Genomic DNA, 18,635 nt, shown 5'->3' with positions numbered 1-18,635 from the left:
TAAAAGTAGTGGTGTTTTTATCATCAAAAAAATTGTTTGATATAAAGGACTGAAAGCCCCTGTTTATTAATCATTACATTCTATTTTTCAAAACTGATAAAATAAAACGCTAAAATATGTAGTTATCAATCAAAAAATTTGAAGGCTTATGTTCTCTAAATCCTCTTTAGAAATGCTCGATACGGTTGCCCGCTTAGGCAGTTTTACTGCTGCGGCACAGCAACTGCACAAAGTGCCATCAGCGATCAGTTATGGGGTTAGACAGGTCGAACAAGAATTGGATGTTTTACTTTTCAGACGCTTACCGAGAAAGGTTGAACTGACGCCTGCTGGTGAACTGTTCATTGAAGAGGCTCGTGCGTTGCTGAGGCAGATGGAAGAGATTAGTGCTCAAACTCGACGAGCTGCTCGTGGCTGGAAGAAGACCCTGCGCCTAACGCTTGATAATGTGGTTAAGCTCGACAAAATGAAGCCGATGATTGAAGCGTTTTATCAAACGTTTGAGTTTGCCGAACTTCAGATCAACATGGAGGTATTCAATGGCTCTTGGGAAGCGATAGCACAGGGCAGGGCAGATATCGTGATTGGTGCCACTTCCGCGATTCCTGTCGGTGGTGACTTTGAGGTCAAAGATATGGGGAGATTAGACTGGGCATTTGTGATGTCACCAAGTCACCCGTGTGTCAGAGAGCAAAACCTCAATGAAGAATTCGTTAGCCAGTATCCAGCAATATGTTTGGATGATACCTCTAGTGTGTTACCTAAGCGACACACCGGGCACTATGCGAGTCAGAGACGTCTTCTATTACCTAATTGGTACAGTGCGATTGAGTGTCTTAAGAACGGTGTTGGAGTGGGCTACATGCCAAGACATATCGCTGCGCCTATTATTGAGCAGGGTTTGCTGGTGGAGAAGATCTTGCCAGAACCAAGCCCACAGAGCCATTGCTGTTTGGTTTGGCGAAAAGACGACAACCATAAATTGATCGAATGGATGGTCAAATATCTAGGATCAAGTGAACAGCTTCACCAAGATTGGTTGGATCATCGTAAGGCGATCTAATGATCTGTTTACAAGAAGATCCTTTTCAAGCTTGAGCTGAGTCAGCACCAATAAAAAGAGCGAGTAAATACTCGCTCTTTTTTGATTCGGTCGTTAACTCTTAAGACAAGAAGAACTTGTAGGAAGGGTTATCGGTTTCATCTTTACACTGATAACCAAGCTCTCGGAGGTGTGTCGAGAACTGAGCTAAATCATTATCACCTAGTTCAAAGCCACACAATACACGACCGTAATCGGCACCGTGGTTACGATAGTTGAACAAGCTGATGTTCCAGTGGGTACCTAAGGTATCAAGGAACTTAATTAAGGCACCTGGGTATTCCGGGAACTCAAAACTGTATAGGCGCTCTTTCAATGGTTTTGATGGTTTACCGCCAATCATATAACGAATGTGCAGTTTTGCCATCTCATCATCAGATAGATCGACAACTGGGTAGCCACCTTCTCGTAGGTCATTGATGATGTGTTCGAGTTCTTCTTGGCCACCTTGCAGACGTACACCAACGAAGATATTCGCGAGGCTTTCGTCGTTGTGGCGGTAGTTAAACTCAGTCACCGCTCGACCACCAATAATATTACAGAACTCTAGGAATGCCCCTTGTCGCTCTGGAATCGTCACAGCAAGTAGACCTTCTCGCTTCTCACCCAGCTCACAACGTTCAGAGACATAACGCAGACCGTGGAAGTTGGTGTTAGCACCAGACAGTACCGTTGCCAATTGCTTGTCTTGCAGTTGGTTCTGCTCAGCAAACTTCTTCAAGCCAGCCAGAGCAAGCGCTCCTGAAGGTTCAGCAATCGCACGCGTGTCTTCAAAGATATCTTTCACCGCAGAGCAGATCTCATCACTAGAGACGGCAATGTGGCCATCGATGTACTGCTGACATAGGCGGAAGGTCTCTTCACCAATGCGTTTAACCGCAACGCCATCGGCAAACATGCTGACCTGATCCAGTACTACAGGTTCACCAGCATCGAGAGCCGCTTTCAAGCAAGCCGAATCTTCTGGTTCTACTGCAATGACTTTAATCTCTGGCATTAGCTGTTTTACCAATACAGCAACACCCGCAGCTAAGCCACCACCACCAACCGGCACAAAGATGTAATCCATGTGACCATTCTGTTGAAGCATTTCCATGCCCATGGTGCCTTGGCCTGCAATCACCAGCGGGTGATCGAAAGGAGGTACAAAGGTAAAGCCATGTTCAGCAGAAAGACGCTCGGCTTCTGCCTTGGCTTCATCAAAGTTGCTGCCGTGCAGAACCACGTTACCGCCAAAGCCACGTACCGCATCAACCTTGATATCTGGCGTGGTTTTTGGCATCACAATCGTGGTCTGAATGCCCAGTTTAGAACCAGACAGCGCCATACCTTGAGCGTGATTACCCGCTGATGCAGCAATTACTCCAGCAGCTTTTTGTTGATCTGAAAGACTTGATACCATGTTGTAGGCACCACGCAGCTTGAACGAGTGGACTGGTTGACGGTCTTCTCGCTTTAGCTGAACCTGATTACCGATACGAGCGCTTAGACGTGGCATATCTTGTAGAGGTGTTACGATTGCCGCTTCGTAAACGGGGGCTCTCAAGATCTGACGCAGGTAATCTGCGCCAGTTTGTTGTTGGGGGCTGACCGAGTCATCACTCATAGATTAGCCCTCAAGCTTAGACTTATCACGAACAGCGCCTTTGTCAGCACTGGTCGCCATGCTTGCGTAAGCCTTCAGTGCGAAAGACACTTCACGCTGACGGTTTTCTGGTTTCCAGCCTAGTTCGTCTTGTTTAACACGACGCGCTTCAAGTTCAGCTTCAGGTACATCAAGTGTGATTGAACGGCTTGGGATGTCGATAGTGATGATGTCGCCAGTATTCACTAGGCCAATTACACCGCCACTGGCTGCTTCTGGAGAAGCGTGACCGATAGACAGACCCGATGTACCACCAGAGAAACGACCATCTGTTAGCAGTGCACAAGACTTGCCTAGGCCCATCGATTTTAGGTAAGTGGTTGGGTAAAGCATTTCTTGCATGCCCGGACCACCTTTAGGACCTTCGTAACGAATAACAACCACTTCGCCCGCTTTTACTTTGCCGCCTAAGATGCCATCAACGGCACTGTCTTGGCTTTCAAATACGATAGCAGGGCCTTGGAATTTAAGGTTTTCTTCATCAACACCCGCAGTTTTAATGATACAACCATCAACGGCGATGTTACCTGAAAGTACCGCTAGACCACCTTCTTGGCTGAATGCGTTCTCTTTGGTACGAATACAACCATCGACGCGGTCATCATCAAGGCGATCCCAACGGCAATCTTGTGAGAATGCCTTGGTAGTACGGATACCAGCAGGGCCAGCGCGGAAGAACTTAAGCACGGCTTCGTCTTCTGTCTGCATGATGTCGTATTGAGCAAGTTGCTCTTGCATGCTTAGACCAAGAACGGTGCGAGTTTGGTTGTTCAATAGACCGGCACGATCAAGCTCACCTAAGATAGCCATTACGCCACCAGCACGGTGAACGTCTTCCATGTGGTATTTAGGTGTTGAAGGCGCAACCTTACATAGGTGTGGAACGCGGCGAGACATCTCGTCGATATCACCCATATCAAAATCAATCTCACCTTCTTGAGCTGAAGCCAATAGGTGAAGAACGGTGTTACTAGAACCGCCCATTGCGATATCCAGTGCCATCGCGTTTTCAAATGCTGCGCGGTTAGCAATATTGCGCGGCAGTGCTGATTCGTCATCTTGCTCGTAATAACGCTTAGTTAGCTCAACTATGCGCTTACCTGCATTGATGAATAGCGCTTCACGATCGGCGTGCGTTGCTAGCATAGAACCGTTACCAGGTTGAGATAGGCCAAGTGCTTCGGTTAGACAGTTCATTGAGTTTGCCGTGAACATGCCTGAACAAGAGCCACAGGTTGGACACGCAGAGCGTTCTACTTGTTCACTTTGCTCATCTGAAATCGTTGGATCGGCACCTTGAATCATGGCATCCACAAGGTCTAGCTTGATGATTTGATCTGAAAGCTTGGTTTTACCTGCTTCCATTGGGCCGCCAGATACAAAGATCACTGGGATGTTAAGACGCATTGCGGCCATCATCATTCCCGGAGTAATTTTGTCACAGTTCGAGATACACACCATCGCATCTGCACAGTGTGCATTGACCATGTACTCTACTGAATCCGCGATAAGCTCACGTGATGGTAGTGAGTACAGCATGCCGCCATGGCCCATTGCGATACCATCATCAACTGCGATGGTGTTGAATTCTTTAGCGATACCGCCTGCTTTTTCGATTTCACCCGCAACCAGTTGACCCATGTCTTTAAGGTGAACGTGGCCTGGTACAAATTGAGTGAAAGAGTTTACAACTGCGATGATTGGCTTACCGAAGTCATCATCTTTAACGCCAGTTGCACGCCATAAAGCGCGCGCACCAGCCATGTTGCGTCCGTGGGTAGTCGTTGCTGAACGATAGATTGGCATTGCTTAAATCCTTATAAAATATTTGGCTGTTGCTTACTTAGCTGTTTGCGTTTGGTTTTCTGAAGTGTGGTCTGCTGGGTAAACATAATCTAACCAGCCCCACTTATCTTCAGTGGTTCCATTGAATAGACCAAAGTAAGCCGCTTGAACTTTTTCAGTGATAGGACCGCGTTTGCCTTCACCTACTGTAATTTTGTCTACGCTGCGAACCGGAACGATTTCTGCTGCTGTACCTGTCATGAATACTTCATCGGCAAGGTATAGCGCTTCACGAGCAATGTTCTCTTCACGGATTTCATACCCCATGTCTTTTGCTAGCGTCATGATAGAGTCACGAGTGATACCTGGTAGAATCGCGCTGGTTGCTGGTGGCGTTGATAGCACGCCGTTACGTACCACAAAGATATTCTCACCTGCGCCTTCAGAAAGATAACCATCGACACTTAGCGCGATACCTTCATCGTAACCATGACGACGCGCTTCACCACCAACCAGTAGTGAAGATAGGTAGTTACCACCGGCTTTTGCTGCGGTTGGGATGGTGTTTGGCGCTGCACGGTTCCAGCTAGAAATCATCGCATCAACGCCATTTTCTAGCGCTTCTTCGCCTAGATAAGAACCCCAAGGGAAAGCAGCGATGATCAGTTCCATCTCAGTGTTTTCTGGTGGGCATACGCCCAAGCCCACGTTACCGACAAAACCGAGAGGGCGGATGTACGCTGACTCTAGTTTATTTTGACGTAGCGTTTCGCGAGTCGCTTCCATAATTTCTTCCTCAGTAAAAGGAATAGGGAAGCGGTAGATTTTCGCTGAGTCTTTTAGTCGTCTTGCATGCTCTGGGTGACGGAAGATAACCGGCCCCTTTGGCGTGTTGTAACAACGAACACCTTCAAACACAGAAGTACCGTAGTGCATTGCGTGAGTCAGGACGTGAACGTTCGCCTCTGCCCAAGGAACCATTTCACCGTTAAACCAAATATAGTCTGCCGTTTTAGCTGTCATGTTTGCGGTTCCTTATGCGTTTATCTTTTGTTGTAAGTTGTTGTTTGGCAATTCATTACGGCTGATTGAGATAACGTCAACGGTACGCACATCCCACAGCTTTTCGATTTGATTGACTAAGAAAGATATCGGACGGTCACTGTCGACAATGATCTCAACACTTGCCACTTTGCTTTCGTGGTTTTGAGTGCCCGCGACTTGCTTAACTATAAAGCCACGGTGGCGGATAACACGAAGAACACGCTCTAGTAGTACAGGCTTATCATCGGCTTTGATGTCTAATAGGTATCTTTTCATGTTATGTGTTCTCCAACATCTCACTGTTCGAAGCACCTGGCGGTACTAGTGGCCATACGTTTTCTTCTTCATCGATAAGAACATGAAGTAGGTAAGCGGTTTTGCTCTCTAGCATCTCTTTCAGTGCTGGCCCTACTTCTTCTTTACGCGTGATGGTTTTGCCTGGGATATCGAATGCTTTTGCGAGCATTACGAAATCTGGGTTGTCATCCAAGATGGTTTCACTGTGGCGGCCATCAAAGAACAGTGATTGCCATTGGCGAACCATGCCCAAGCGAGAGTTATTTAGAAGCACCATCTTTACTGGGATCTGACGGCGTTTCAGCGTGCCAAGCTCTTGCACGTTCATCATGAACGAGCCATCACCAGAGATAAGAATTGATTGGTCATCAGGACGGCCAACCGATGCACCCATTGCAGCGGGCAAGCCAAAGCCCATGGTGCCTAAACCGGCAGAGGTGATGAAGTTTTGTGGATCGCGAGGCTGAATGTGTTGAGCTGCCCACATTTGGTGTTGGCCCACATCGGTTGAAACGATAGAGCTTGCTGGCATCATGTCTGACAGTTGTTTTAACAGTAGTGGAGCAAATATCAGATCGCCTGGGTGATCGTAGCGCCACTTGAATGAACTGCGTAGCCCTTCAGAGTGGTGGACCCAAGATGAGATGTCTTGGCTTAGTTCCAACTGAGGCATGATTTTGTTGATGTCACCACGAATTGGTGCATCGGCCAGACGCAGTTTACTGAACTCTGCCGCATCGATATCGATATGAATAACCTTCGCGTGCGGTGCAAAGGTATCAAGTTTTCCGGTTACCCGATCATCGAAACGAGCGCCAACAACAATCAGCAGATCGCTCTCTTGAACCACTAGGTTAGCAGCTTTGGTGCCGTGCATACCTAGCATACCAAGATAGTGTGGGTCGTCACGTTCGATGGTACCCAAGCCTTTCAGTGTGCTTACTGCTGGCATTGGGTTAAGGCGTAAGAACTCACGAACAGAGTCCGTCGCTTTAGCCAGTTGAACACCACCACCTACATATAAAACAGGACGGGTCGCTTGAGACAAAAAGTATTGTGCCTGCTCAATGGCATCGGTTGTCGCAACAGGAATGGCTGGTGGAGTAAATTCAGGGAGAGTGTTAACAGGTGCTTCTGCCAATTGAACATCTTTAGCGATATCGACAATAACCGGACCGGGACGTCCTGCTTTTGCAACGATGAATGCTTCAGTTAATGTTGGCGCAAGATCTTCAATGTCGGTAACGAGGTAGCTGTGTTTAGTGCATGACAAAGACATACCAATCACATCCATTTCTTGGAATGCATCGGTGCCTATGTGGGAGCTAGCAACTTGGCCTGTGATAGCAACGAGTGGGATGGAATCCATAAAGGCGTCAGCAAGGCCAGTAACTAAGTTAGTTGCGCCTGGGCCTGAGGTTGCCATGCAAACCGCGACGTCTTGTGTTGCTCGAGCCATGCCGATCGCGGCCATAGCAGCGCCTTGCTCATGGCGACATAGGATATGTTCAACCCCGCCGTCATAGAGTGCATCGTAGATTGGCATGATGGCACCACCTGGGTAACCAAATACGGTCTCAATGCCTTGTTGCTTGAGTGCGGATACGACTAGTTCTGCGCCTTTCATCGTAGTTCCTCCGTATTACCTTTATTTTGGTAACTGTTTCCATTGTCTCTGCACATCTTGTGCTCCCATTCTTCCTGTAAATCGGCAAAGCCGAAAATAATAAAATTATAAAAATTGAGCCGTTAAATTAGAAAAAACCCCCGAACTTTTCAGTGCGGGGGTTTTTTCTAATTCGTGGTTACTTTTTTCCCACTCGCCCCCGCGCAGTCTCAATAATGACTACGATAATCAGGTTAATCAGTGCGTAAATGCGAGCGTTAAAAATCATAAAATTCGAGTTTTCTCGTTTATTGTCTTCAGTAAATGTCTACATCTCTAGTGTTATCACACAAATCTGTTGTATGACAAGGAAAATGTCATTCTTTTTTCACATTAAAACACCATTCCACCAAGCTATATAACAACTTGATAGCTTTGGTGTACAACGAATATCCAGAGCGAATACTTTTAAATCAAAGACAAAGGAAAGTTATGGGACTCGCGATAATTCATAGCCGAGCTAGTGTGGGTGTAGAAGCGCCAGAGGTGACCGTTGAGGTCCATATAAGCAATGGAATGCCCGGTTTTACGTTGGTGGGTCTGCCTGAAACAACGGTCAAGGAATCCAAAGACCGAGTCAGAAGCGCCATCATCAATTCTCGTTTTGAATTCCCATCAAAAAGAATCACGGTCAACCTCGCTCCCGCCGATTTACCTAAAGAAGGGGGCCGTTTCGACCTGCCAATCGCGCTCGGTATCTTAGTGGCGTCCGATCAGCTGCCTACGTCAAAAATAGCGCAACATGAATTTATCGGTGAGTTGGCGTTGTCTGGAGAGTTACGTTCAGTCAAAGGAGTGTTGCCAGCCACATTGGCGGCCGACAGTGTTGAGCGATGTTTGGTGGTTCCACACCACAACGGTGACCAGGCGGCCTTGGTTGGAAAAGGGGCACATAAATCGGCACAAACGTTATTGGAGGTTTGTGCCGATATGTGTGGGCAGGCTCAGCTTGGCTTGTATCGAACGGAGCATCATCACGTTGACGTGTCTGATAATCGTGATTTACAAGATATTATTGGCCAACAACAAGGCAAGCGCGCCTTAGAGATAGCAGCAGCTGGAAACCATAACTTGCTTTTCCTTGGTCCTCCTGGGACGGGGAAAACCATGCTCGCTTCTCGACTGCGTGACTTGCTACCTGAAATGAGTGATGACGAGGCAATGGAAACCGCTTCGGTGGCCTCGTTAACGCAACAAGAGATTAATCAATACAACTGGAAGCAACGACCTTTTCGATCTCCTCACCATTCAAGCTCAATGGCGGCATTGGTGGGTGGTGGCTCAGTGCCTCGCCCCGGAGAGATTTCTTTGGCGCATAACGGTTTATTGTTCTTGGATGAGATGCCGGAGTTTGAGCGCAAAGTGCTTGATTCATTGCGAGAGCCACTAGAGTCGGGCGAGATAATCATTTCGCGCGCGGCGGGTAAGACTCGTTTTCCTGCGCGCTTTCAATTAGTCGGTGCACTCAACCCAAGCCCTACGGGTTACTACGAGGGAAATCAAGCGCGGGCTAACCCACAGCTCATCCTGCGTTATCTCAATCGCTTGTCGGGACCATTACTTGATCGATTTGATATGTCATTAGAGATCCCTTTGTTACCTAAAGGAATGCTTGCTGAAGGAGGGGAGCGTGGAGAAACGACCCAAGTGGTTAAACTCCGAGTTAAACAAGCTCGTCAGTTGATGCTATCTAGAAATCATAAATCGAATGCTTTGCTCGGCAGTCGAGAAATTGAAAAGTATTGCCCACTGCGACGTGAAGATGCGGAGTTTCTGGAAACCGCGCTGCATCGGTTGGGTTTATCGATTCGTGCTTATCACCGAATCATTAAGGTGGCACGAACCATTGCCGACCTTGACGGTAACGAGCAGATCGAAAAGAAGCATTTATCTGAGGCGCTGGGCTATCGAGCGATGGACCGATTGTTGAAGCAACTCACGGCTCAAGCTGTGTAGTAGTAAATAGAAAGCCTGCTTGTGTGCAGGCTTTGGTTATTCAGGCTGGTTGCTATGAGTTAGCAGTGATTAGAACTTGTAGTTCAAACCAACTGAAGCGATGTATTGTGACTCATCGTAGAAGGTAATGTTCGAGTCGCTAGTACCGTAACCTGCAAGAGCAACAAACGACCAGTTTTCCCAGTCCATGAACTGTTCATATTCATACGTGGCGAATAGATTGATGTTGTCGTCGTTACGCTTCTTGTCGTAGATCGGGTTGCTTGCATCGTAAGAGCGTTGGCTGTAACCCGCTGTTAGCGCGTACTGGTGACGGCCCGTGCCACCAAATAAACTGACTTCTCCCCCGAATTGCTCGAATGAGTCTGCACCGCCTTCAGCGTCTGTTGATTGATAAATCAAAGACGGAACCAGCATCATGGTGCGGTTAATCGGTTGGCGGTACTGACCTTTTAGGTAGAAGGTATCTGCATCACGCTTTAGTTCTTCGTATTCAACTAGGTCGTTATCCACATCTCTGGTCCCGAAAGCCATATCGACAGAGAACGCAGAGCCAGCAATACTATCCAGCTTTAGACGGAACGCATTACCGGTTTCGTCTGTTTTGCCACGAGCTTCTCCAACTTTGTATGGGTTAGCCCAAGTCTCATCAGACATAATGGTTGGCAGAATAGAAGCATCGATCACCATGCCAGATTCAAGTTGGTATTTATAACCCACTTCAAGCACCACGGTACCTGTTGCTACGTCATCACGTGCCGTACCCGTGTAAACTTGATGGTTCAACTTTTCACCAAAGGTGTAAGCAAGGTTACCTAAAGGAGCAATCAGAAATGAGCTTTCCGAAGAAGCCTTCTGATCTATGGATGAAAGATTGCTATCAGCATCGGTATTAAAGTTTGAGGTGGAAGAGGCAACCCCGGTATTGATAGAGATTTCACCACTGAAACCTTGTTGGTCTGCAAGCTTGGCAAAAGCGGGAGAAGCCGCAATACTCAATGCCAAGAGAGTTATTTTTATTTTCATTCAAGGGCTCCTTGCCAACCGGTTCTTAATAGCAGTATAGCTTTAAATTTCCAGGTTAATTATTTATCAATGATGATTTTTGAACAAGCAAAAAAAGGAAGCCGAAGCTTCCTTTATTAAACCTTATTTCTTCAATAAGAAGTTCACCAGCTCGAAGTACTCATCGAGAGAACTGATACCTTGAGCGTCTATTAGGTAACGGTTGTTAACCACGACTGCTGGTACGCCTGAAAGGCCGCTATCTTTGAATGCTTTATCGAAACGGCGAACCATTGAATCAACTGCAAAGCCGTTGTACGCCGCGTCAAATTTCTTCGCGTTGATACCTTCATCTAAAAAGATTTGACGCAGTTCCGCTTCATCGCGTGGTGGCTTGTTCATGTTGTGGATGCGGTTAAACATCACGGGTACCATTTTGTCTTCCACTTTCAGTGCAATCATCGTCGCGTAAGCTTTACTCATTGGCATACCCATGTTGCCACCCATGAATGAAACATGGTTCTTCTGCAGTTTAGCGTTTGCAGGTAGCTGTTGTTTTAGCTGCTGGATGATAGGCTCAAAGCTATTACAGTGTGGGCAGTAAAAAGAGAAGAACTCTGTCACCATTGGTTTTTTTGATGCTTCTAGATCGAGAACTTTGTAGTGTTCACCTTCGTTAAATTTCGCCGCGTGAGCGGAAAGGCTCAACATGATCAATGAGAAAAATGCGAATAGCTTTTTCATTTATCCAATCTCCATTATGTTTGAATTTTTATCTAGTTGTATGTTGCGATTGCGGTTACCACTGAGGCATTAACGAAAGTGGTGGCTCTTGCAGGGTAGCAATTTGCTCTTTACAAGCAAGTACTTGTTGCTCCCAATATTTCGGGTCATTAAACCACGGGAAGGCCAGAGGAAACGCCGGATCGTGCCATCGTTTTGCCAACCATGCCATGTAATGCACCATACGTAGACCACGTAGTGGTTCGATTAGTTTCAGTTGCGCGGTATTAAAATCGCAAAATTCTTGATAACTCTCTAGCAGAATATCCAGTTGCATTAGCTTATCTTGGCGTTCACCATTAAGCAGCATCCACAGATCTTGTATCGCAGGGCCGTTTCGTGCGTCATCAAGATCGACGAACATTGGCCCGTCACGCCACAGAATATTACCTGGGTGGCAGTCACCATGTAGGCGGATATTCTCAATATTGCTCGGCCATTGGCTCTCCAACTCTTTAATTAGAAGATCGACGTCATTGAAGAACGCGTTCTCCAGGTGTGTCGGGATAAACTGAGAGTTCTCTAGAATCTTACGAGGCTGATAAAGATACTCATCTAAGCTGATGGTCGGACGATGCTGGAATGCTCTTCCGGCACTCGCTTTATGAATACGACCAAGAAAACGTCCTACGCCTTCTAATTGATCTAGATTGTCGACTTCATACTGTCTGCCACCGACACTTTCAAATAGTGCGAATAGATAGCCTTGATATTCATGTAAGGTTGCGCCGTTGATTCGCATAGGTGGAGCAACCGGTAACTCTTGTTCGATCAGCTCTAACGCGAAATCGTGCTCTTCTTGGATCTGCGCTGTGTTCCAGCGCTGCGGGCGATAAAATTTAACCACGTAGCGTTTACGGTCTTCATCGATGAATTGATATACCCGGTTTTCGTAACTGTTGAGAGCGAGAAGCCCGGATTCAGTGCGAACTCCGATGCTCTCCAGTGCGTACCACATGAAGTCAGGAGTCAGGTTATCAAAGTTAAAGGCTTGCATCGTCATAGAATAAAAAAGGCTCATTACTGAGCCTTTTTCCATTTATTGGGGTGTTATACCAAGCACTAGGTGGCTGGTATCAGAGCTTCTTGATAAAGCGGCTTTCGACTTCCATCGTAAACTCTTCATTATCCGAGAGTATAAACTGAATTGTCGAAACTGGTGAGCTCAGTTTTTCTGGATCGACGCCTAAGCTGATAGGAAGGTTTAAAACTTCACCTGGCTCTACGGTAATGGTTTGTTTACCGTACCAGATAGAGTCTGGTAGCCCACTAACATCGAGCTTGTATTCTTGCTTTTGCTGAGTTTTGTTGATTACTTTCAAGTTGTAAGTATTTTCGACAAGCCCTTGGCTATTGATTTTAAATAGCTGGTTTCTATCTCGCAGAACGCTTAAGCCTGCAGGGTCAACACTCGCTATCTGTGCAAAGAACAAACCCAGCATAAGTATCAATATGGCTCCGTAGCCTAGCAGCTTAGGACGCATGACTTTGGTTGAGTGTCCTTCCAACCTGTGTTCTGTGGTGTAGCTGATCAGGCCTTTCTCGTAACCCATACGCTCCATGGTGTTGTCACAGGCATCAATACACGCGCCGCAGTTAATACATTCGTATTGCAGGCCATCACGGATATCGATACCCGTCGGGCACACTTGAACACACAGGTTACAGTCAATACAGTCGCCTAGACCAAGCTCTTTTGGATCGGCTTTACGAGAGCGAGGGCCACGGCTTTCACCGCGCTCGGTGTTGTAACCAACGATGAAGGTGTCTTTATCGAACATTGCCGATTGGAAACGCGCGTAAGGACACATGTGCAGACAAACAATTGAACGCATCCAACCTGCATTGGCATAAGTACACCCAGCAAAGAACAGTACCCAAAACACCGGCCAGAAAGACGAGTTAAAGGTAAAGAAGCCAACCACTAGCTCTTTGATTGGGATGAAGTAACCAACAAAGGTTAAGCCCGTCGCAATGGCAATCGCCCACCATGCAATGTGTTTGAGGGTTTTTCTGAGGATTAAGTTGCTCGTCAGTTTACCCGAGTCTTGTTTTCTCCGCTTATTGGCAGCACCTTCCAGTTTCTCTTCAAACCAGATATACATAAAGGTCCAGACGGTTTGAGGGCAAAGGTAGCCACACCAAACCCGGCCTAAAAAGGTGGTGATAAAGAACAGACCAAATGCAGCAATCATGAAGAGGATCGCCAGCAGGGTGAGATCTTGTGGGTATAGCGTGGTGCCAAAGAAGTTGAACTGTTGGCTGCCGATATCGAGCAAGATCGCTTGTCGCTCACCAAATGAAATCCATGGGATAAGCGTAAAAAGTAAAAGTAAGAACCAACCGCCGTAACGACGCAACTGTTGGAATTTACCTTTGCTTTCTCGCACATAGATTCGGTTACTTGGGTTAAATCGATCTCCATTACCTTTATGTGTTTTTGGATTAAAGGTTTTAGGAGTCACATCTTTGATATCGATTTTATCCTGACTCATGGAATATCCTTTTTGTGGCATGTATACCCGGTTAAATAGGGTATTGACGACATTACTTTAAAGTATGGTTTAGAGAACCTGTAGAAATTGAGTTTGGTGCATTTGTTGTTATCACACTCACTCTTATTATTTTAGAAGATTCTTATGGGGGCGATTATAGCGACAATCTTGTTCTCATTTCTTTAACGCTATCAACCTTTAACAACAAAAGTCATAACAGTTGTGACGAAAAAATAGCGAACAGAAATAAAAAAGCGGCCAAGTGATCGCTTTTTTCATTGAGTTTTTTATCTGTAAGGTAGTTATAACACTAAAGCAATAGAGATAATTAAAGGAGGCCGCGTGCTTTTAGAATGGCGGTTTTGAAATCATCTTCTTGGTCTTTTTTTAGGCCTGGGATCATTTCATCTTTTCCGCTGTTGCGCATTTTTAGATGGTAGATAAGAACATCGTCAGTCAGTTCTTCAAGCTTGCCTTGATAGCCCGCTTCTTTTGATAGCTTAATGATGAACTCTAATAGGTTAAGCTCTTGATCTTTCTGCCACTCAGGCTCCATCAGTTCAAGCAGTTCTTCAATGCGGTGACACTTCATACTTTATTTCTCCACAAATTTTATAATGATTTATGGGTAAAGTATCAAATTGAATCGGGAATACCAATGTGTAAACACATTTCAAGATGGGACTGGATAATAAAAAAGCGCAGTAAAAACTGCGCTTTTTGTTAAGCGGCTTTAATCACTTTTGTTGTAGTCGGTGCTAATAAAGCAGTCTTCTCAACTAGAGTCATTGTTGGAGCCATTTTTTTTGCCGTTGGAGCAGCAGCAAAGCCACTACGACGACGCATCGCACTGCGGTTGGTCTGCGAGAACCTGACAGCTGTTGGGCGCATTAAGTTACCTAACGGTCAGGCATATCCATTGCCAATCTAATGGCCTGATTTACCATGAGATCCGCCTCAATTGCTTGAAGAGTCACTCGTCTGGCTTTCGCCAATCCGAATAATAAATCAGGATAATGATATGCATGCATATCAGAGCCTAGACTATCACTATCTAAGTTATCGATCGACGCCTGTGTGATAAATAGACAATATTAGAGCTAAAATAGTGTGAGCAGTATATTTGAGTTTGAACCTCTTTCAGGCTTAAGATGATGTTTTAAAGGAGGTGCATATGTCGTTCTTAAAGAAAACGTTAGCAAGTTTTGGTATTGGGTCTGCCAAGGTGGATTCTGTATTGCAGCAGGAAGTGCTTTATCCAGGGCAAAAGGCGAGCATTATTGTGCATGTGTATGGTGGCGCGCAGCCACAGGAGATAGACAATATTGATCTTAGCTTATGCTGCCGTTACGTTAAAGAGGTCACCATGAACTCGCAAAAGCAAGAAGGTGGTCATAAACGCCGAATGCACCAGACGTACTCGTTGGCCAAATGGAGCCTGCCGTATGCCTTTGTTATTCAGCCGGGTGAAACCCGTGACTTTGAATGTGAGTTTGATGTACCGCTTAATACACCGGTCACGATTGGTGATTCAAAGGTGTGGCTGGAAACCGGGCTCGATATTGCGATGGCAATTGACCCATCGGATAAAGACACCTTAACGGTTCGCCCAGATGCACTCCTTGATGGCATTTTTAACGAACTTGAAGCTCATGGGCTGCGCATTCGCCAAGTGGAGTGTGAAGCGGTAGAAGGCTTTGAATTGCCGTTTGTACAAGAGTTCGAGTTTGTTCCGACGACGGGGCCTTATCATGGTCGCTGGCGTGAACTTGAGGTTGTTGCCCATCGTGATGAAACTGAGCTTAAGTTGTGGTTTGAGATAGACCGCAATCGCGACGGTGCCAAAGGCATGCTGGCGAGTTTATTAGGAGTGGGCCAGCTACAGCGTCAATTGAGTGTGCCATTGGATACCTCACCGGAAGAAGCCGGCAAGATGGTGCTTGAGTATTTAGATAGCGCCTCTTAGTCAGCTCTTTGGTTCTTTAGCTATAGAGAGCCAACCCTCATCACACAGTTTAGGCGTTATTAATGTCATAAAAGATGTCATAAAAATTTAAGCTTACACGTGTAAGCTTAATGTGCAATACTAGGCAAATCGAACATTTACTCTAGTAGGATAGTCATGTCTGCATCATCGGTGAGCGAATACTGTGACATCGAAGAACGTGCCAATGCAATAACTCATGGTCTGGGGGTTGTGCTTGGCGTGGTTGGTCTGATCTTGCTCCTGATTCGTGCGTTTGATTACCAAGCCGACATGTTGACGGTTGCCAGTATGGCAATCTATGGCAGCAGCATTATCCTGCTATTTCTTGCTTCCACGCTTTATCACTCGATCACCACAGAAAAAACCAAGCGTTTATTAAAAACCCTCGATCACTGTGCAATTTACTTACTCATCGCAGGTAGTTACACCCCGTTTTTATTGGTTGGCTTAAGAACCCCATTAGCGATGGGCTTGATGGCGGTTATCTGGGGAATTGCGCTGGTGGGTATCATCATGAAGATTGCTTTCGTCTACCGATTTAAGCGTCTATCGCTGTTCATTTACTTAGCGATGGGTTGGTTGTCGTTGGTTGTGGTCTATCAACTGGCGATGAATATCGAGATGGGTGGTTTGGTGTTATTGGCGCTCGGCGGCGTGATCTACTCGTTGGGTGTTATTTTCTATGTGGCCAAACGCATCCCTTACAACCACGCCATCTGGCACTTGTTTGTTTTGGCGGGCTGCGCTTGCCATTTCTTCGCTATCTATCTGTACGTGACTCCGGTTTAGCGAGCCAGTACCTCGGTAATCTCAGCTTTGATCTGATATTCAGGGTGTTGTTCTAGGTCGAGCTTGATTAGCTTACCTTCTTCCCCCGTCTTTGGTCGCAGGTATGTGTCGGCCATTCGTTTGATTGATTTCCACACTGCAACTTCTTCTTCTGCCAATAACTCACCTTCTGCAGTAAACACGCTGATGTTAAGTGATACCAAAATGACCGCTTGAGTACCTTGGTTAGTGATGGCTGTCGGAATGATAAGCTCACCATCTTCATAGCGACTGGCACCCAGTACAACATCCACTCCGGATTGAGACAGCTGTAAGCTTGGCTTCTTACTATTAACCACAATCGTAGTGCCACGCGTGTTCGTTGCAACAGGTACGGCTACGACAGGGGTTGCTGTAATAGGCGCTGCTGAAACAGGCACTGCGATCTCTGATGTTGACGCTGCTGCTTCCGTTTTCTGTGGTGTCACGTATTGCCAAGTAAAATCATCTTTGAGTAACACTTGTTTGCCATCTGGCAGTGTGACCATTTGCTCAGCAAAGGCAGAACTTATGAATACTGAGTTTGCGAACAATGCGCCAGCGAGAAGTACGTATGATTTCATCTGTGTTTCCTTGATTTTGTGCTTGGTTAACGTCGCCAAAAGGCTGGGAAAAATAGAACAATGAGTGTCAGTATCTCAAGTCGTCCCATTAGCATTCCTAAGCTTAGCAACCATTTAGCGGCGTCGGGCAGCGGAGCAAAGTTCCCGGTTGGACCGATCACGCTGCCCATGCCTGGGCCAACGTTGGCTACGGCTGTAATAGCACCCGAGATGCTTGTTATTGGGTCTAATCCCATCGCACTCAAACCACCAGCGATTAAGATAATTGTAATAAAGAACATCAAACCAAATGCCACTAAAGAACGAACGATGTCGTCACTGACTGGGCGTTGGTTGTAGCGTTGAACAAATACCCCCGATGGGTGGATCAGCTTCATCATTTGTTTGTGAAGCATAGTCATCGCGATCTGGAAGCGGAAGATTTTAATACCACCTGAGGTCGATCCCGAGCAGGCTCCCGCCATCATTAGGAAGGCAAACAGTGTGGTTGGCAGTGCCCCCCAAGCAGTGAAGTCCTCTAAGCCAAAACCGGTTGTGGTGACGACTGATACAATATTGAACATTGAGACACGCATTGCATCCAATACCGTGTAGCCATCTCTCATGACCAACCATGTGGAGATTACGGTACTGGCAACCAAGAATAGGTAAGCGAAACCTCTTACTTGAGCATCTTTATAGATCGGTGCGAGTTTTCTACCGCGCAGCGCACTGACAAAGAGTAGGAAAGGCAGACCACCCAGGAACATGAACGCCGTTCCTACCCAATGGGCGCTGTTAGAGAAGTGGTTCATTGAGCCATCGGAAGTCGAGTAACCGCCAGTCGAGAGTGTTGTGAATGCGTGATTGATGGCATCAAAGACGCTCATGCCAGCAAACAAGTAACTCACTAAGCACAAGCCTGTCAGTACCAGATAAACCGCCACGATGTTCTTCGCGACCGTTTTTGCTCGTGGGCTACTTTTATCTGACCAATCGGATGATTCGGTTTGGAACAGGCGCATACCACCGACGTTGAGCATTGGTAGAACCGCTACCGCCATAACGATGAAGCCGATACCACCTAACCATTGCAGTATAGAACGCCACAACAGAATGCTTGGTGCCATGCTGTCTAAGCCGCTTAATACGGTTGAGCCTGTCGTGGTGATACCCGACATGGTTTCGAAGTAGGCGTCAGTGAAGCTGATGTGGTTGATGAAGACAAACGGCAGTGCAGCAAAGGCACTGGCTATCGTCCATACCATAGAGGTGATCAAAAACATGTCCCGCACCCCAAGTCGGAACTTAGCTGAACGGCCCAAACTCAAGCAGATGAACGCGACTATGTGCGTGATCACTACCGACTGACCAAATTCGAGGAAGCCACCGGTGCCTGTGAAAAAGGCAACCAATGTAGGGATGTACATGAAAAGGGCGAGTTTTGATAACACTAACCCTATCACTAATAATATCGGACGAAAGTTGACCATAGCTTAA

Annotated in this window: 17 protein-coding genes; 4 read left to right on the top strand and 13 right to left on the bottom strand. The window is 46.5% G+C overall.

Annotation, left to right across the window (positions count from 1 at the left end):
* Positions 1-148: 148 nt before the first annotated feature.
* Positions 149-1,063 carry a DNA-binding transcriptional activator PunR gene (gene punR, locus WR49_RS17320; RefSeq protein ID WP_017055446.1) on the top strand — a complete coding sequence of 305 codons (915 nt, stop codon included), beginning with the start codon at positions 149-151 and terminating at the stop codon, positions 1,061-1,063.
* Between the two features lie 100 nt (positions 1,064-1,163).
* Here punR and ilvA read toward each other — a convergent pair whose 3' ends face one another.
* From ilvA to ilvG, 5 genes are read right to left on the bottom strand one after another with little or no spacing between them, the layout of a single operon-like run.
* Positions 1,164-2,708: a threonine ammonia-lyase, biosynthetic gene (ilvA, locus tag WR49_RS17315; protein WP_046224849.1), complete on the bottom strand. Its 1,545-nt coding sequence runs from the start codon at positions 2,706-2,708 to the stop codon at positions 1,164-1,166.
* A gap of 3 nt (positions 2,709-2,711) precedes the next feature.
* On the bottom strand, positions 2,712-4,553 hold the full coding sequence (gene ilvD, locus WR49_RS17310) for a dihydroxy-acid dehydratase (RefSeq protein WP_046224848.1): 1,842 nt from the start codon (positions 4,551-4,553) through the stop codon (positions 2,712-2,714).
* A gap of 33 nt (positions 4,554-4,586) precedes the next feature.
* The gene (locus WR49_RS17305) at positions 4,587-5,555 is read right to left on the bottom strand and encodes a branched-chain amino acid transaminase (RefSeq protein WP_046224847.1); all 969 of its coding nucleotides are present in this window, start codon (positions 5,553-5,555) and stop codon (positions 4,587-4,589) included.
* 12 nt (positions 5,556-5,567) lie between these two features.
* Entirely contained in the window at positions 5,568-5,852 is a 285-nt protein-coding gene (gene ilvM / locus WR49_RS17300) for an acetolactate synthase 2 small subunit (protein WP_017055442.1), read from the bottom strand.
* A 1-nt stretch (position 5,853) separates the two neighbouring features.
* Positions 5,854-7,500, bottom strand: coding sequence for an acetolactate synthase 2 catalytic subunit (ilvG, locus tag WR49_RS17295; protein WP_046224846.1), 1,647 nt, complete (start codon positions 7,498-7,500; stop codon positions 5,854-5,856).
* A gap of 471 nt (positions 7,501-7,971) precedes the next feature.
* Here ilvG and WR49_RS17290 point away from each other — a divergent pair, with 471 nt between their 5' ends.
* Positions 7,972-9,495: a YifB family Mg chelatase-like AAA ATPase gene (locus tag WR49_RS17290; RefSeq protein ID WP_046224845.1), complete on the top strand. Its 1,524-nt coding sequence runs from the start codon at positions 7,972-7,974 to the stop codon at positions 9,493-9,495.
* 69 nt (positions 9,496-9,564) lie between these two features.
* On the opposite strand, the gene WR49_RS17285 is transcribed toward WR49_RS17290, so the two are convergent.
* The 6 genes from WR49_RS17285 to WR49_RS21530 all read right to left on the bottom strand — a co-directional run bounded on the left by WR49_RS17285 (position 9,565) and on the right by WR49_RS21530 (position 14,669).
* Complete coding sequence (locus tag WR49_RS17285) at positions 9,565-10,521, bottom strand: DUF2860 domain-containing protein (RefSeq protein ID WP_046224844.1); 957 nt, start codon at positions 10,519-10,521, stop codon at positions 9,565-9,567.
* A 123-nt stretch (positions 10,522-10,644) separates the two neighbouring features.
* Positions 10,645-11,244 (bottom strand): thiol:disulfide interchange protein DsbA/DsbL, encoded by a 600-nt coding sequence (locus tag WR49_RS17280; protein WP_017055438.1) that lies wholly within the window; start codon positions 11,242-11,244, stop codon positions 10,645-10,647.
* A 55-nt stretch (positions 11,245-11,299) separates the two neighbouring features.
* Positions 11,300-12,286, bottom strand: a complete 987-nt coding sequence (locus tag WR49_RS17275) for a serine/threonine protein kinase (protein ID WP_046224843.1) — start codon at positions 12,284-12,286, stop codon at positions 11,300-11,302.
* A gap of 73 nt (positions 12,287-12,359) precedes the next feature.
* Positions 12,360-13,778: a cytochrome c oxidase accessory protein CcoG gene (ccoG, locus tag WR49_RS17270; RefSeq protein ID WP_046224842.1), complete on the bottom strand. Its 1,419-nt coding sequence runs from the start codon at positions 13,776-13,778 to the stop codon at positions 12,360-12,362.
* Positions 13,779-14,106: 328 nt separating this feature from the next.
* Complete coding sequence (locus tag WR49_RS17265) at positions 14,107-14,370, bottom strand: YihD family protein (protein ID WP_017055435.1); 264 nt, start codon at positions 14,368-14,370, stop codon at positions 14,107-14,109.
* Positions 14,371-14,501: 131 nt separating this feature from the next.
* Positions 14,502-14,669: a hypothetical protein gene (locus tag WR49_RS21530; RefSeq protein ID WP_017055434.1), complete on the bottom strand. Its 168-nt coding sequence runs from the start codon at positions 14,667-14,669 to the stop codon at positions 14,502-14,504.
* Positions 14,670-14,952: 283 nt separating this feature from the next.
* On the opposite strand from WR49_RS21530, the gene WR49_RS17260 reads away from it, so the two are divergent.
* Positions 14,953-15,744 (top strand): sporulation protein, encoded by a 792-nt coding sequence (locus WR49_RS17260; protein ID WP_046224841.1) that lies wholly within the window; start codon positions 14,953-14,955, stop codon positions 15,742-15,744.
* A gap of 156 nt (positions 15,745-15,900) precedes the next feature.
* Positions 15,901-16,554, top strand: coding sequence for a PAQR family membrane homeostasis protein TrhA (trhA, locus tag WR49_RS17255; protein ID WP_046224840.1), 654 nt, complete (start codon positions 15,901-15,903; stop codon positions 16,552-16,554).
* Here trhA and WR49_RS17250 read toward each other — a convergent pair.
* Both WR49_RS17250 and WR49_RS17245 read right to left on the bottom strand, forming a co-directional pair.
* Positions 16,551-17,156 (bottom strand): DUF3157 family protein, encoded by a 606-nt coding sequence (locus WR49_RS17250; protein ID WP_046224839.1) that lies wholly within the window; start codon positions 17,154-17,156, stop codon positions 16,551-16,553. The genes trhA and WR49_RS17250 overlap by 4 nt on opposite strands.
* A 26-nt stretch (positions 17,157-17,182) precedes the next feature.
* A complete protein-coding gene (locus WR49_RS17245; RefSeq protein ID WP_046224838.1) occupies positions 17,183-18,628 on the bottom strand; it encodes a TrkH family potassium uptake protein in 1,446 nt (481 codons plus the stop codon).
* Positions 18,629-18,635 lie beyond the last annotated feature (7 nt).

It is taken from the genome of Vibrio sp. ECSMB14106 (assembly GCF_000972265.1).
In the GTDB taxonomy this organism is placed as follows: domain Bacteria; phylum Pseudomonadota; class Gammaproteobacteria; order Enterobacterales; family Vibrionaceae; genus Vibrio; species Vibrio kanaloae.
The sequence above is the reverse complement of the archived record's forward strand: the minus strand, read 5'-3'. Positions and strand labels throughout refer to the sequence as shown.